The sequence below is a fragment of the Rhodoplanes sp. SY1 genome (genome assembly GCF_046000175.1).
Classification (GTDB): domain Bacteria; phylum Pseudomonadota; class Alphaproteobacteria; order Rhizobiales; family Xanthobacteraceae; genus Rhodoplanes.
On record NZ_JBEOMB010000030.1, the window covers coordinates 1 to 13,312 of the forward strand.

Below are 13,312 nucleotides of genomic sequence, written 5' to 3' on the forward strand. Positions count from 1 at the left end.
CTCCGCCGCGGCCGCGACCGGCTGGCGCGGCTGACGCGACGGGGGGGCCTGCTGCCCGCCGCGTGGATCGCCGGGACGCCCCTCGTCCTGTCCGGTCGCCTGCTGGCCCGGAGTCTGGCGGCCGCGGCCACGCGGATCGGCCGGCGCGGCGCCGCCGACGCCGGCCAGATAGCCGGCGAGCGCGCCCGCATTGGCCGGGCTCGACGTGTAGTGCTCGCGCAGGAAGCGGGCGACGCTCGACGGATCGCGCCCGCGCGACAGGCCGGACGCCGACTTGTGGCAGGCCGAGCAATCCGACGAGAACATCTGGGCCGGCGATTTTCCGGCGGTCAGGTCGGTCTGTGCCGTCGCACCCGTCGGGACGAGCCCGCAGGCCAGGAGCCCGGCCCACGCGATCGTTCTCAGCACCCGTCGCATCCCCTCGAACCTTTCGCTTCCCGCGTTAATTGCAGCGTCGCCCGCCGCCGATCCAACCGCGCGAATCACCGCGCCGGCCGCCCGCCCGGGCGGCGCCGACTACCTATCGCCGGCGCAGTTGCGAGGCAAATTCTGGCATCTCGAAGGCTTCGGGTCGCTGGGGACGGCGGCCCGTCGACCGCGAGCGGGCCTCGAACCACCCTGCCCGGCGCACCGGGAGGTGCCCGGGAACGAACGCTCCGACCGCCGGTTGCCGTCCGTGGACGACGGAGAGCGCGATGACGGGATCCTATCTGCGGTTCGGGGCCATGATCGCCACCTCCACGGTGGTGATGTTCGGCCTCATGTATCTCAACACCTATGCGCTCGACCACGTGTTCTTCAGCGAGACGCGGGCGTTCGCGGCGCTCTACATGGGCGCCGCCATGGCCGTGATCATGCTCGCCTTCATGCTCGGGATGTACGCGAACCGGATTGCGAATGTCGCGATCCTGGTCGGAGCCGTCGTGGTCTTCGGCGCCGCCCTCGTCCTGCTGCGCAGCCAGGCCACCGTCGAGGACGTCGCCTACATGAAGGCGATGATCCCGCACCACTCGATCGCGGTGCTCACCAGCTCGCGGGCGAACATCACGGATCCGCGGGTGCGCGAGCTCGCCGACAAGATCATCGAGTCGCAGATGCGCGAGATCGCGGAGATGAAGGCGCTGGTCGCCGAGCTGGAGCAGCGCTGATCGTCACTGCGTGAAGAACAGCACCGCCGCGATCACGACCGAGGCGGCGACCGCGACCACGGCGCCGGTGGTGCGCACCGCCCCCATCCGGCGCAGCGCGATCGCGAACACGATGATGATCGGTGTCGCGACCATCAGGCCGAGTTGGGCGTCGGTCATGGCGTCTCCTCCGGTGCTTTCGCGGCCGGGCGCCGACCGCGGTCACCGTCGGACCTACACCCGGGCGCCGTCGCCGACCTTGCCGGGCCGCAAACAGGCGGGCCGCAGGCCGCCGATCGTGCCGCTGTTTGCCGGCCCGCAAAGAACGCCCCCTCCCCGGCCGCCTAGAGCAGCTTTCGGTTGTCATGAATCGGCCCCGGTTTCCGCTCGTCCCGCGAAGGCGGGGACCCAGGGCCGCACGTGACGCCCTGGATTCCCGCTTCCGCGGGAATGAACGGAGTGTGGGTCGACTTCAGCGAAAACCGCTCGAGCGTGAGCGGATCGCCCGGAGGACAGGGATGACGGCCGAGACCGACACGACCGAGTCCGGCTGGGGCGTGCTCGACGGCCTGCCCGGCCACGCGATGATGTGGGTGCTGATCTTCAGCGAGCTCGCGGTGTTCGGCATCCTGATCACGAGCGTCGCGGTGGTCCGGCTCGTCCGGCCCGCCGAGGCCGCCGCCACCCAGGCGCTGCTCGATCCGCGCCTCGCCTTCGTCAACACGCTGGTGCTGATCGTCAGCGGCTGGCTGGCGGCTCGCGCGGCCGGCGCGGCGCGGGCGGACGCGCGCCCGGCGACCCGCCGCCGGCTCGCCGGCGCGATGGCGTTCGGGGTCGTCTTCATCGTGATCAAGCTCCTCGAATACGCCGGAGAGTTCGGCGCCGGGCTCGATCCCGAGGCGAGCGCGTTCGCGACCCTCTACGTCCTGATCACCGGATTCCATCTCCTGCATGTCGGGCTCGGCATCGTCATCCTCGCCGTCGTGGCGCCGAGGGCCGAGGCCGACGCGGTCGAGACCGGGACGGCCTTCTGGCACATGATCGACCTCGTCTGGCTGATGATCTTCCCCGTCGTCTATCTGGTGCGCTGACGTGCCTCCCCTGCCCCGCTCCGGTCCGGACGCCGCCCTCGCGCTGCTGATCGGCCTCGCGATCGCGAGCCTCGCCGTCACGATGGTGCTGCCCACCGGCGCCGCGGGGACCGCGCTGGTGCTCGCGCTCGCCATCCTGAAGGGCCGCACCGTCGTGCTCGACTTCCTCGGCCTGAGAGACGCGCCGGCCGTGTGGCGCGGGCTCGTCGTCGGCTGGGTCGTGCTGGTCGGGACGGTCGCCTGGCTCGCCGCGACGGCGGCGCTGCTGCGCTGAAGCCCCCATCGTCTCGGTTCCGGCCATTCGCCGCGTTGCTTGCCGTTCGGCAAAGAACGACCGACCGGCGCTGGTACGGTTTCGCCGTCTCCAGATCCTCTCGCCCGCACGTCTCGCGCGCACCTCGCAAGTCAGGTCGGAAAGGACCCGCGATGGCCGAACGCCTCACCAAATCCGCGGCCCGGAACGTCTTCTACGGCGGATCGGCCTTCTTCTTCGCGATCTTCGTCGGCCTGACGGCCCATACCCACTGGTACATGGCCAACGTCTCGACCGACGCGGCGACGCTGACGCCGAGCGTCGCCCGCGGCAAGCACGTGTGGGAGAAGCACTCCTGCATCAACTGCCACACGCTGCTCGGCGAGGGCGCCTACTACGCCCCGGAGATCGGCAATGTGTGGGACCGCTGGGGCGGCAAGGAGGATCCGGCCGCCGCCCGCGAGATGGTGAAGGCCTGGATGCAGTCGCAGCCCTCCGGCGCCGAGGGCCGCCGCCAGATGCCGCAGTTCCACCTCACCGACCAGGAGCTGAACGACCTCGCCGACTTCCTGGAGTGGACGAGCCGCATCAAGACCCAGAGCTGGCCGCCCAACAAGGCGGGGTGAGGCGTCCACACGGCCTCTCCCCGTCACCCTGAGGTGCCCGGCGCAGCCGGGCCTCGAAGGGCGACGGCCCGAGACTCCCGGGCCGGCATCCTTCGAGGCTCGCGCCCGCACGGCGCAAGGCGCCGCCGGGCCCGAGCACCTCAGGATGACGGCTCACTTCGACCGGCGTCGGCAGCGCGCGCTGCCTGTCTTCAGAAAGCAGAGACCCGCCATGACCTACAAATCCCAACGTGTCGCGCTCTTGTACTTCTACGGCGCGCTCGCGCTGTTCATCGCCCAGATCACGTTCGGAGTCGTCGCCGCGACCATCTACGTGCTGCCCAACACGCTCTCCGAGCTCCTGCCCTTCAACATCGTCCGGATGATCCACACCAACGCGTTGATCGTCTGGCTGCTGATGGGCTTCATGGGCTGCACCTACTACCTGCTGCCCGAGGAGACCGAGACCGAGCTGTTCTCGCCGCTGCTCGCGAAGATCCAGTTCTGGATGTTCTTCGTCGCGGCCGGCGTCGCCGTGGTCGGCTACCTGTTCAAGGTCCACGAGGGTCGCGAGTTCCTCGAGCAGCCCTTCGCCATCAAGGTCGGCATCGTCGTCATCGTGCTGATGTTCCTGTTCAACATCACCATGACGGCGCTCAAGGGCCGCAAGACGGTGGTGACCAACATCCTGCTGTTCGGCCTCTGGGGTCTCGCCATCTTCTTCCTGTTCTCCTTCTACAATCCGAAGAACCTGGCGGTCGACAAGATGTACTGGTGGTACGTCGTGCATCTGTGGGTCGAGGGCGTGTGGGAGCTGATCATGGCCTCGGTGCTGGCCTTCCTGATGATCAAGCTCAACGGCATCGACCGCGAGGTGGTCGAAAAGTGGCTCTACGTGATCATCGGCCTCGCCCTGTTCTCCGGCATCCTCGGCACCGGCCACCACTACTACTGGATCGGTGCGCCCGGCTACTGGCAGTGGATCGGCTCGCTGTTCTCGACGCTCGAGGTGGCGCCGTTCTTCACCATGGTGCTGTTCACGGTGCAGATGACCTGGAAGGCCGGCCGCAAGCATCCGAACCGCGCCGCGCTGCTGTGGTCGGTCGGCTGCTCGGTGATGGCGTTCCTCGGTGCCGGCGTGTGGGGCTTCCTGCACACGCTGTCCTCGGTCAACTACTACACGCACGGCACCCAGGTGACGGCAGCGCACGGGCATCTCGCCTTCTTCGGCGCCTATGTGATGCTCAACCTCGCCATGATGGCCTACGCGTTCCCGCAGCTCAAAGGCCGCGCGCCCTACAACCAGGCGCTCTCGATGGCGAGCTGCTGGCTGATGTGCGCCGCCATGATGACGATGACGTTCGCTCTCACCTTCGCGGGCGTCGTCCAGGTGCATCTGCAGCGCGTACTCGGCCAGGGCTTCATGGACGTGCAGGATCAGCTCGCCCTGTTCTACTGGGTGCGGCTCGGCTCCGGCGTGGTCGTGGTGATCTCGGCCCTGATGTTCGTGTGGGCCATCCTGGTGCCCGGACGCGAGACGCAGGCCGCCTTGCGCGGCGCCTTGCAGCCGGCCGAATAGGCCCGACGGCGGCCGCGCTGCTAGCCGCGGCCGCCGCTTTCTCGCTCCTCGGAGGAATTCCCATGAAGCCCCTGCTCCATGCCGTCGAGTCGTCGGGTCCGGCATCGCCCGCGATCCCGTTCTACGCTCCCGCCGGCCACGAATGCGCCCTGTTCGAGCTCGCCTGGCGGCGGCGCCTGCCGCTTCTGCTGAAAGGCCCGACGGGCTGCGGCAAGACGCGCTTCGTCGCCCACATGGCGGCGCGCCTCGGCCTGCCGCTCCACACGGTCGCCTGTCACGACGACCTTTCGGCCGCAGACCTCACCGGACGCTATCTGCTGAAGGGCGGCGATACGGTGTGGACCGACGGCCCGCTCACCCGCGCGGTGCGCGAGGGCGGCGTCTGCTATCTCGACGAGATCGTCGAGGCACGCAAGGACGTCGCCGTGGTGCTGCATCCGCTCACCGACGACCGCCGGATTCTGCCGCTGGAGCGCACCGGAGAGGAGCTTTCGGCACCGCAGAGCTTCATGCTCGTGGTCTCCTACAATCCCGGCTACCAGAGCCTGCTCAAGGCGCTGAAGCCGTCGACGCGCCAGCGCTTCGTCGCGATCGAGTTCGACTTTCTTCCGCCCGAGCAGGAGATCGCGGTGGTCGCCGCGGAGAGCGGCCTTTCGCCGGAGCGCGTGCGTCCGCTGGTGGCGCTCGCCGGGCGGCTGCGGGCCTTGAAGGGGCACGATCTCGAGGAAGGCGTCTCGACCCGCCTGGTCGTCTACGCGGCCGGCCTAATGGCGTCCGGCCTGCCGGCCGGTGAGGCCGTGCTCGCCGCCATGATCGAGCCGCTCACCGACGAGCCCGACGTCCGCGCCGCCCTGGTCGAGGTGGCGAAGGCCGTGGTGGGGTGAGGTGCCGCCTCTGACTCCTCCCTCATCCTGAGGTGCTCGGCCGAAGGCCGAGCCTCGAAGGACGAGGCCGAGGCGTCGCCACGCGGTAACTGCACTGCCTCGGGCCACATCCTTCGAGGCCCGGCTTCGCCGGGCACCTCAGGATGAAGTGATATGCAAAGTGAGACGTCATGCTCGACTTTCTCGAACTGGAAGAGACGGTCGGCCGCGCCTGGCATCGCCTCGTCGGCGGCGTCGCGAGCTGGCCGAGTCATCCGGAGCACGCCGCGACGCTCACCGACCTGCGATCGCCGCTCGCCGTGATGTTCCGCGGGCTCGGCGGCGAGCCGGGCGTGCAGCTCGCCGGCGCGAGCGCGCGAAGATTCGGTCACCGGCTCGGGTGGCGGCAGCGCATCGGGCTGGGCGAGGAACGGCTGGAGCATCCGGGGCGCGACGCCGCGACCCTGTTCCTGCCCGAGCGCATCGCACTCTATCCCGATCACTATCTCAACATCGCGCTCTACCGCTGGCTCGCCGCGTGGTTCGCCGTGGTGCCGCTCGACACCGTGGACGAGCCGGATCTCCTGCGCCGCGACCTGCTGCTGCTGCGCCGTGCCCACGCCACCGTGCAGATGGTGCTGCAGACGTTTCCCGGCCTCGCCGGACCTTATCACGTCCTGTGCCGCGCCACCGCGGCGGCGCGGCCGGCCCGGCCGCTGCCCCGCACCGAGCAGGACATGGAGGCGATCGTGCTGACGCTGCTCGGCGCCGTCGATCCGCCCCGCGATCGCCTGTGGGCCGCCGTCGTCGAGGAGGGGCCGCTGCCGCCGCACGGGCCGGTCGGCTATCAGCCGCTGATGCCCTGCCCGCTATGGGGCGACGCTTGGACACGCCCGCCCGGCGCGGTCCGCGACGCCGCCGACGACCCGGCCGGCGCCGCCGCGGCAGCAACCGCGCCCGAGACCAGGAAGCGTTTCGCCACGCGCCTGCAGGAGGACGAGACGAAGCCGCGCGACCCGTTCGCGCTCAATCGCTTCGAGAAGATTCTCGCGATGGCCGAGATGGTCAATGTCGCGCGACCCGAGGACGAGAGCGAGGACGAGGACGCCCAGAAAGCGGCCGACGAGCTGGAGGAGCTGACCGTCGGCCAGCGCAGCGGCAAGCCGGCGACCAAGCTGAAGTTCGATCTCGACCTGCCGCCCGATGCCGTCGACGGCTCGCGGCTCAGCGCCGATCTCACCTATCCGGAGTGGGATTTTCGCAGGCAATCCTACTGGCCGGATCACTGCCGGGTGCTGGCCGGCCCCGCCGCCGAGGACGGCGAGCAGTGGGCGCCCGACGAGACCGCACGACAGCACGTGCGGCGTGTGCGCAAGCAGTTCGAGGCGCTGCGCCCGCGCCACGAAGTCTTACGCGCCCAACAGGACGGCCCCGATCTCGATCTCGATGCGTTGGTGCGGGCCCGCTGCGATCTGCGCGCCGGCGGCGCCGGCTCCGACCGCATTCACCTCGCGGTCCGGCCGCAGGGTCATGATCTCGCCGTGACGCTGCTGGTCGACGTGTCGCTGTCGACCGACGCCTGGGTCGACGGCCGGCGTGTCCTCGATGTGGAGAAGGAGGCGCTCTTGGTGCTGGCGCACGGGCTCGCCGCCTGCGGGGACCGCCACAGCATCCTCACCTTCACGTCGCGCAAGCGCAGCTGGGTCCGGGTCGACACCGTGAAGGACTTCTCCGAGCCGATGAGCGCCCGGGTCGAGCGGCGCATCGGCGCGCTCAAGCCCGGCTACTACACCCGCATCGGCGCGGCGGTGCGCCACGCCGCGAAGCAGCTCGGCCAGGAGCCGAGCCGCAAGAAGCTGCTGCTGGTGCTGACCGACGGCAAGCCGAACGACGTCGATCATTACGAGGGCCGTTTCGCCGTCGAGGACACGCGCAAGGCCGTGCAGGAGGCGCGCCGGACCGGCCTCACGGTGTTCGGCGTGACCATCGACGCGACGGCGCAGTCGTACTTCCCGACGCTGTTCGGCCGCGGCGGCTACGCCATCGTCGGCGACATCGGCAAGCTGCCGGCGGCCCTGCCGGCGATCTATCGGCAGCTGGTGAGGTGAGGTTCGAGCGTTCCAGAGCCTCGTGTCCCGGGCGCGGCGCGACGCGCCGGGACCCGGGACCCAGGGGCGATCAGGTGAGGACTTGCCGAGCCGCCCTTGGGCCCCGGCTCTGCGGCGCAGCGCGTTGCGCTACGCCTTGTCCGGGGCACGCGGGCAGAGGTCCGGTCCCTACCCGCCGGCCTTCCACCTCGCGACCGGCCACACGTCGGGCAGCTCGCCGTGATTGTGGGTCCACGGGTCGACGGTCCATTCGGCGCCCGACTTGATCTCGGTGATCACCGCCGTGTAGTGCGGCCCGCCGCCGGTGAGCAGGCGCGAGATCGGCTCGCCGACCCGGTGGTGCTTCATCAGGCCGAGCTCCTGCAGCACGATCAGCAGCGACGTGGTGTTGACGGTCGCGTCGATGCAGTCGAACTGGGTGCGGTCGTTGGCGTGGCCGAGGCCGCCGGCCCGCGCCTTCGCCTTCGCCGTGCCGGTGAGCGGAGCGACGCGCTTCTCGAACCACACCTCGGTCTTGGCGATGGCGGCGCGCTCGGCCGCCGGCGAGGCCCGCCCGGCCGCCATCAGGCTGGCCATCTGGGCGCGGTCGCCCGGACCGAGGCCGATCTCGGTGCGGAAGGCACAGCCGAAGCCGTGGCAGAAGATGACACGGCTGACCGCCGGCATCGGCAGCGACACGGTCTGCAGGAAGGCGGTGGCGCCCGCATCGATCTCGCCGGCCATTGCGGCGCCGGGCGCGCCCGCCCCGACCATCGCCCCGATCATTGTCGCGACGACGGCCGCCAGCGTCCGCCGCCGGGCCGAAGCCCCGACCCCTCGTCCGATCGCGCGCATCCCGTCCCCCTCGCGCCGTTTCGGCGAAGGATGGCGGAACCTCCGTCGCGGTCAAGCTTTGCACCCCGAACGGCGGACGACCGGCCGGCGACCGTTGCACGGCCGCATCACCGGGCTGCGGTGACGGGTCACGGCGATCGGCCCGTGCGACTTGATCTCGGTCAACCGGTCGCGGCGCGGTTCTGGTTGGCTTCCGGCGTTCGATCCATCAGCGAAGGAGGGCAGCATGTATCGGGTCTACAGCGCGCCGGCCGGCGCGGACGACATCTCGCCGCTGGAGCGGGACAAGCTTCTCCACAAGGATGCCGCCAGCATGGACGAGGCGATCGGCTGGGCCGCCCATATGAGCCGCACCGGCCACGCCGTGCTGCTGATCGAGGGCGACGACGGCACCATGCTGGGCGCCGGCGAGATCGCCAGCGCGCTGCGCCAGCGCATGAGCTGAATCGGTCGCCGAGCCCGCCCGGCCGCCTTTGTCGCCGTTGCGCCTTCGGTGCCATGATGGCATCGCTGCTCCGTGAGGCGGACGCGGGGACGGCATGCGGATCGGGATCGATCTCGGCGGCACCAAGATCGAAGCGGTCGCGCTCGGCGACGACGGCGCCGCGCTGTTCCGCCGGCGCGTGCCGACGCCGGCCGGCGACTATGCCGGCACGCTCGCGGCGATCGCGGGCCTCGTGGCTGCGGCCGAGGCGGCGCTCGGCGCACGCGGCACCGTCGGCATCGCGACCCCGGGCGCGATCTCGCCGGCGACCGGGCTCTTGAAAAACTCCAACAGCACCGTCCTCAACGGCAGGCCGCTCGATCGCGATCTCGCCGACACGCTCGGGCGCGCGGTGCGGCTGGAGAACGACGCCAACTGCTTCGCCGTGTCGGAGGCGACCGACGGCGCCGCCGCCGGCGCGCACGTGGTCTTCGGCGTCATCCTCGGCACCGGGGTGGGCGGCGGTGTCGTGGTCGACGGCCGTGTCGTCACGGGCCGCAACGGCATCGCCGGCGAGTGGGGGCACGCGCCGCTGCCCTGGCCGCGCGACGACGAGCGGCCCGGCCCCGCCTGCTATTGCGGCCGCCGGGGCTGCCTGGAGACCTTTCTGTCCGGTCCCGGCTTCGCCCGTGATTTCCTCCGCGTGAGCGGACGGACGGCGACGCCGAACGAGATCGTCGCCGCCGCGGCGGCGGGCGACCCGGTCGCGCAAGCATGCGTCGAGGATTATCTCGACCGGCTGGCGCGCGGGCTCGCCGTGGTGGTCGACGTGATCGACCCCGACGTGATCGTGCTGGGCGGCGGTCTTTCCAACATCGACGCGCTCTACGCCGCGCTGCCGCAGCGGGTGGAGGCCTACGCCTTCACCGACCGGCTCGACACCGCGATCGTGAAGAACCGCCACGGCGACTCGAGCGGCGTGCGCGGCGCCGCCTGGCTGTGGCCGGCGGTGGCGTGAAGCTTCATCGGTCCCGCGAGCACTCCAACGCCACGCCCCACGACGAGGCCTCGTGTCCCGGGCACGGCGCGACGCGCCGTGAACCGGGACCCAGGGCGAATGGAAAAGGTCCTCGCCCGTGGCCCCTGGGCCCCGGATCTGCGGCACGCCGGGCCTGTGGCCCGCCATGCCTTGTCCGGGGCACGCGGTGTCCGGGGCACGCGGTCGTGAACCGCGAGACCGGCTCACCAAGGGCATGCGCCGGCCAGCCGTGGCAGGTCACTTCGCCCGCTCGAGGCAGCGGTCGAGCTCGGCGAGCGCCGTGGGGAGGCCGGCGAGGTCGAGAGTCCAGCGTCGGTCGCCGGCCGTGATGGTCACCGGCCCCGGGATGAGCGCGCGCAGCAGCCGCGACGCCTCCGGGGCGCGCGGATCGGCCGAGGCGACCGCCGGGCCGGTGACCCGGGCCGGGATTTTTCCGACCACCCGGCCACCCTGATCGAAGGCGAGCACGACCGGCTCGGCCGCCGGCGCCGACGCCGGCGGCGCGGTCTGGTCGACCACCATCACGATGGTCTCGTCGCCGCTCCTCACCACCGTGAAGCCGAAGCCGTGCGGCGTCTCGCCGGCCTTGCCGGTGGAGCACACCTTGGCCCCGTCCGGATGGGTGCGCAGCTCGGTGAGCCAGCCGCCGTCGGTGCGCCAGGCGCCTTGCAGGGCACCGGCGGCCTGCGCCGTGAACGCCAAGGTCGGCGCCAGGCACAGAGCGAGCGCGATCGTTCTCGTCGTCATCATCGACAGTCCTCGGGTCGTCGTGTGTCGGTGGTCGCGTAAGCCCGCTCAGCCCTGCTTGGCCGGCAGATAAGGGGCGACCGCGTGGGCGAGACCGGCCGTGGTGAGCGTCTGCAGCCACACCTTTCCGGGGCCGACCAGGCGCGCGAGAAAGAGCCCGTCGCCGCCGAACAGCGCGTTGCGCACCCCCTTGATGGTGGTGATCTCGAAACCGACGCTCGCCTCGAACATGCCGACATGGCCCGGATGGACGAGGAGCTGCCGGCCGGCCTCGAGCGTGTAGCCGACGATCTCGCCGCCGAGCTCGATCCACGCCTTGCCGCTGCCGGCGACGCGCTGGAGCACGAAACCCTCGCCGCCGAACAGGCCGCCGAGCGCGGTCTGGGCCGCCGTCGTGATCTCGATGCCGGGGGTGCCGCAGACGAAGCCGTGCCGGTGCGCCAGCATGGGGCGGTCGGGACCGATCTCGACCTCGACGATCTCGCCCGGCAGATGCGCCGCGAAGGCGACGAGCCCCGGGCCGCGGCCCGCCTCGAACCGCGTCGTGAACAGCCCGCCGCCCGACACGGCGCGGCTGACCAGCCCCCACACGCCGCCGCCCCCGGCGCCGCCCATGGAGGTCGTGAGCGTCACGTCGCCGGACATCCAGGAAAGCTGGTCGGGCACGCCGACGACGGCGTCGCCGGCGTCGAGCGCGATCTCGAGGACGGGCAGCGTGGTGCCGATGATCTTGGACTGCATGGCCGAAGAATCCGATCTGCGATGAGGAGCCGATGGCTGCGCAGGCTAGACGAGAAGCCGAAAAAAGCTCCTGCCCGCGCGGCGCGATTCTTAGCGAACCCGTAAAGCAGGAGCGCCGTACCGGCGGCACCGCTCTCGATCATGTCAGGGTGACGGGCAGCGTCGATGCAGGCCGCGCCCCGGGCGGGCTTCGATCTCGGCCCTTCCGGACACGCGTCCGCACGATGGAACGACGAGATCGAGCGTAGGCTTCATCCATTCGGGATAGCGATTGTCACTAGTACGAAATGACGAGTTCGGGCCGCCTGCGAATTCGTGATTAATCCCTATGTATTGGAAACAGGGATCCGGGCTGTATACTGATGTGATCATCCACTCATGCCCGGAATACAAATTTTTAATCGTATTGGCGCAGGAATGGTAACGAGCGGACACTGGCACCCCCGTCGTCTGCTCCGCCGGCCCAAACGAGCCGGCCCGCGTGCCCTGCCCCGCCGCCCAGGTGCCCGGAGCAGCCAGGAAAGCAACCTTCGTCACGGTCTCCGTCACACCCGGAGAACCGCTATCCCCGCGTGCCCGGCGGCGCGCGGATCCACGCTCGCCTGCCTGGAGCTGCCGATGTCCATCCTGTCGAGAATCCGAATCCTTCCAAAGATCCTGTCGGTCATCGCGCTGCTCGGCGTGGCCGCCGTGGTGATCAGCGTCATCTCGCTCAACGCCCTCGCGACGCTGTCCGATGTCGCGACGCAAGCCCAGGTGGCCGGGGTGAAGAACACGCTGTCGTCGCAGCTCGCCATCAACATTCTGGCGATGAACCGGGCCGAGTACCGCATGAACGCGACGCCGCGGCCCGACATCATCCAGGACTCGATGAGCCGGATCGAGCGCGAGCGCAAGACCTTCGACGAACGCTTCGAGCAGCTCAAGAAGCTCGCCTCGACCGACGAGGACCGTCGCTACATCGCCGACATGACGGCGCTCGGCGGCGCGTATTTCAAGGAGCTCGACGCGACCACCGCCTTCGTGCGCGGCATGTCGCTGCCGCCGTCGGCCGAGACCCTCGAGAAGCTCAACCGTGAGGTCGTCGCCAGCCGCCTGGCGCAGGAGAAGGCGCGGGATCGCGGCCGCGAATACATCAACGCCGTCACCAAGCAGGTGGCGGAGCTCAAGACCTTGGGCGAGCAGACCGCCGCGAACGGCCGCAACACCATCATCATGGTGGCCTCGGTCGGCATCCTCGGCGCGCTGGCGCTCGGCTTCTTCATCGGCCAGTTCGGCATCGCCCGCCCGATCGGCGCGTCGGTGGCGAGCCTGCAGACCCTCGCCAAGGACGACTACTCGATCGAGATCGCCGGCGCGGACCGCGGCGACGAGGTCGGCGACATCGCCAAGGCGGCCCTGATCTTCAAGCAGAACGGCCTCGACAAGCAGCGCATGGTGCGCGAGCAGAAGGAGGCCGAGCAGCGCGCCATCGCCGACCGCAAGGCCGACATGCAGAAGATGGCCAATAACTTCGAGGCCGCGGTGGGCGAGATCATCAACACGGTGTCGTCCGCCTCGACCGAGCTGGAGGCCGCCGCCGGCACCCTCACCCGCACGGCCGAGACGACGCAGGGCCTCGCCACCCGGGTCGCCGCCGCCTCCGAGACCGCCTCGAGCAACGTCCAGTCGGTCGCCTCCGCCACCAACGAGATGTCCTCGTCGGTGCACGAGATCAGCCGTCAGGTGCAGGAGTCGAGCCGGATCGCCAACGAGGCCGTCAAGCAGGCGGAGAAGACCGACACGCGCATCGGCGAGCTGTCGCAGGCGGCCAGCCGCATCGGCGACGTCGTGAAGCTGATCACGGCCATCGCCGAGCAGACCAACCTGCTGGCGCTGAACGCGACCATCGAGGCGGCGCG

Annotated in this window: 14 protein-coding genes and 1 pseudogene; 10 read left to right on the top strand and 5 right to left on the bottom strand. The window is 70.3% G+C overall.

Translation table 11 applies throughout. The annotated features are described in order from the left end of the window. Positions 1–408, bottom strand: a pseudogene (locus ABTU92_RS09405) (hypothetical protein); the annotation flags it as partial. Positions 409–695: 287 nt separating this feature from the next. Between ABTU92_RS09405 and ABTU92_RS09410 the strand changes: the two are divergent. Continuing rightward, on the top strand, positions 696–1,148 hold the full coding sequence (locus ABTU92_RS09410) for a DUF305 domain-containing protein (RefSeq protein WP_408089911.1): 453 nt from the start codon (positions 696–698) through the stop codon (positions 1,146–1,148). A 3-nt stretch (positions 1,149–1,151) separates the two neighbouring features. On the opposite strand, the gene ABTU92_RS09415 is transcribed toward ABTU92_RS09410, so the two are convergent. After that, positions 1,152–1,307: a hypothetical protein gene (locus ABTU92_RS09415; protein ID WP_170146073.1), complete on the bottom strand. Its 156-nt coding sequence runs from the start codon at positions 1,305–1,307 to the stop codon at positions 1,152–1,154. Between the two features lie 338 nt (positions 1,308–1,645). On the opposite strand from ABTU92_RS09415, the gene ABTU92_RS09420 reads away from it, so the two are divergent. The 6 genes from ABTU92_RS09420 to ABTU92_RS09445 all read left to right on the top strand — a co-directional run bounded on the left by ABTU92_RS09420 (position 1,646) and on the right by ABTU92_RS09445 (position 7,626). Continuing rightward, entirely contained in the window at positions 1,646–2,218 is a 573-nt protein-coding gene (locus tag ABTU92_RS09420) for a cytochrome c oxidase subunit 3 (protein ID WP_408089913.1), read from the top strand. A gap of 1 nt (position 2,219) precedes the next feature. After that, positions 2,220–2,492, top strand: a complete 273-nt coding sequence (locus tag ABTU92_RS09425; RefSeq protein WP_408089915.1) for a cytochrome C oxidase subunit IV family protein — start codon at positions 2,220–2,222, stop codon at positions 2,490–2,492. Between the two features lie 152 nt (positions 2,493–2,644). Then, a complete protein-coding gene (locus ABTU92_RS09430) occupies positions 2,645–3,097 on the top strand; it encodes a c-type cytochrome (RefSeq protein ID WP_408089917.1) in 453 nt (150 codons plus the stop codon). Positions 3,098–3,308: 211 nt separating this feature from the next. Then, complete coding sequence (locus tag ABTU92_RS09435; protein WP_408089919.1) at positions 3,309–4,655, top strand: cbb3-type cytochrome c oxidase subunit I; 1,347 nt, start codon at positions 3,309–3,311, stop codon at positions 4,653–4,655. A gap of 62 nt (positions 4,656–4,717) precedes the next feature. Next, complete coding sequence (locus ABTU92_RS09440) at positions 4,718–5,539, top strand: CbbQ/NirQ/NorQ/GpvN family protein (protein WP_408089921.1); 822 nt, start codon at positions 4,718–4,720, stop codon at positions 5,537–5,539. Positions 5,540–5,709: 170 nt separating this feature from the next. After that, the gene (locus tag ABTU92_RS09445; RefSeq protein ID WP_408089923.1) at positions 5,710–7,626 is read left to right on the top strand and encodes a nitric oxide reductase activation protein NorD; all 1,917 of its coding nucleotides are present in this window, start codon (positions 5,710–5,712) and stop codon (positions 7,624–7,626) included. Between the two features lie 168 nt (positions 7,627–7,794). Here ABTU92_RS09445 and ABTU92_RS09450 read toward each other — a convergent pair whose 3' ends face one another. Then, on the bottom strand, positions 7,795–8,460 hold the full coding sequence (locus ABTU92_RS09450) for a hypothetical protein (RefSeq protein WP_408089925.1): 666 nt from the start codon (positions 8,458–8,460) through the stop codon (positions 7,795–7,797). 226 nt (positions 8,461–8,686) lie between these two features. Between ABTU92_RS09450 and ABTU92_RS09455 the strand changes: the two genes are divergently transcribed. Further along, positions 8,687–8,905: a hypothetical protein gene (locus ABTU92_RS09455; RefSeq protein WP_111360186.1), complete on the top strand. Its 219-nt coding sequence runs from the start codon at positions 8,687–8,689 to the stop codon at positions 8,903–8,905. 94 nt (positions 8,906–8,999) lie between these two features. Next, complete coding sequence (locus ABTU92_RS09460) at positions 9,000–9,902, top strand: ROK family protein (RefSeq protein WP_408089927.1); 903 nt, start codon at positions 9,000–9,002, stop codon at positions 9,900–9,902. A gap of 258 nt (positions 9,903–10,160) precedes the next feature. Here the strand turns inward: ABTU92_RS09460 and ABTU92_RS09465 are convergent, their stop codons facing one another. Beyond that, positions 10,161–10,673: a hypothetical protein gene (locus ABTU92_RS09465; protein WP_408089929.1), complete on the bottom strand. Its 513-nt coding sequence runs from the start codon at positions 10,671–10,673 to the stop codon at positions 10,161–10,163. A gap of 45 nt (positions 10,674–10,718) precedes the next feature. Next, entirely contained in the window at positions 10,719–11,411 is a 693-nt protein-coding gene (locus ABTU92_RS09470; protein WP_408089931.1) for an AIM24 family protein, read from the bottom strand. Positions 11,412–12,029: 618 nt separating this feature from the next. Here ABTU92_RS09470 and ABTU92_RS09475 point away from each other — a divergent pair. After that, positions 12,030–13,312: methyl-accepting chemotaxis protein (locus tag ABTU92_RS09475; RefSeq protein ID WP_408089933.1), on the top strand; the 1,283-nt coding region annotated here is incomplete at its 3' end.

Excerpts from the sequence above, each read along its gene's own strand:
- ABTU92_RS09460 (WP_408089927.1), top strand. The coding sequence starts at position 9,000 with ATGCGGATCGGGATCGATCTCGGCGGCACCAAGATCGAAGCGGTCGCG.
- ABTU92_RS09420 (WP_408089913.1), top strand. The coding sequence starts at position 1,646 with ATGACGGCCGAGACCGACACGACCGAGTCCGGCTGGGGCGTGCTCGAC.
- ABTU92_RS09410 (WP_408089911.1), top strand. The coding sequence starts at position 696 with ATGACGGGATCCTATCTGCGGTTCGGGGCCATGATCGCCACCTCCACG.
- ABTU92_RS09415 (WP_170146073.1), bottom strand. The coding sequence starts at position 1,307 with ATGACCGACGCCCAACTCGGCCTGATGGTCGCGACACCGATCATCATC.
- ABTU92_RS09465 (WP_408089929.1), bottom strand. The coding sequence starts at position 10,673 with ATGATGACGACGAGAACGATCGCGCTCGCTCTGTGCCTGGCGCCGACC.
- ABTU92_RS09445 (WP_408089923.1), top strand. The coding sequence starts at position 5,710 with ATGCTCGACTTTCTCGAACTGGAAGAGACGGTCGGCCGCGCCTGGCAT.
- ABTU92_RS09430 (WP_408089917.1), top strand. The coding sequence starts at position 2,645 with ATGGCCGAACGCCTCACCAAATCCGCGGCCCGGAACGTCTTCTACGGC.
- ABTU92_RS09435 (WP_408089919.1), top strand. The coding sequence starts at position 3,309 with ATGACCTACAAATCCCAACGTGTCGCGCTCTTGTACTTCTACGGCGCG.
- ABTU92_RS09470 (WP_408089931.1), bottom strand. The coding sequence starts at position 11,411 with ATGCAGTCCAAGATCATCGGCACCACGCTGCCCGTCCTCGAGATCGCG.
- ABTU92_RS09440 (WP_408089921.1), top strand. The coding sequence starts at position 4,718 with ATGAAGCCCCTGCTCCATGCCGTCGAGTCGTCGGGTCCGGCATCGCCC.
- ABTU92_RS09455 (WP_111360186.1), top strand. The coding sequence starts at position 8,687 with ATGTATCGGGTCTACAGCGCGCCGGCCGGCGCGGACGACATCTCGCCG.
- ABTU92_RS09450 (WP_408089925.1), bottom strand. The coding sequence starts at position 8,460 with ATGCGCGCGATCGGACGAGGGGTCGGGGCTTCGGCCCGGCGGCGGACG.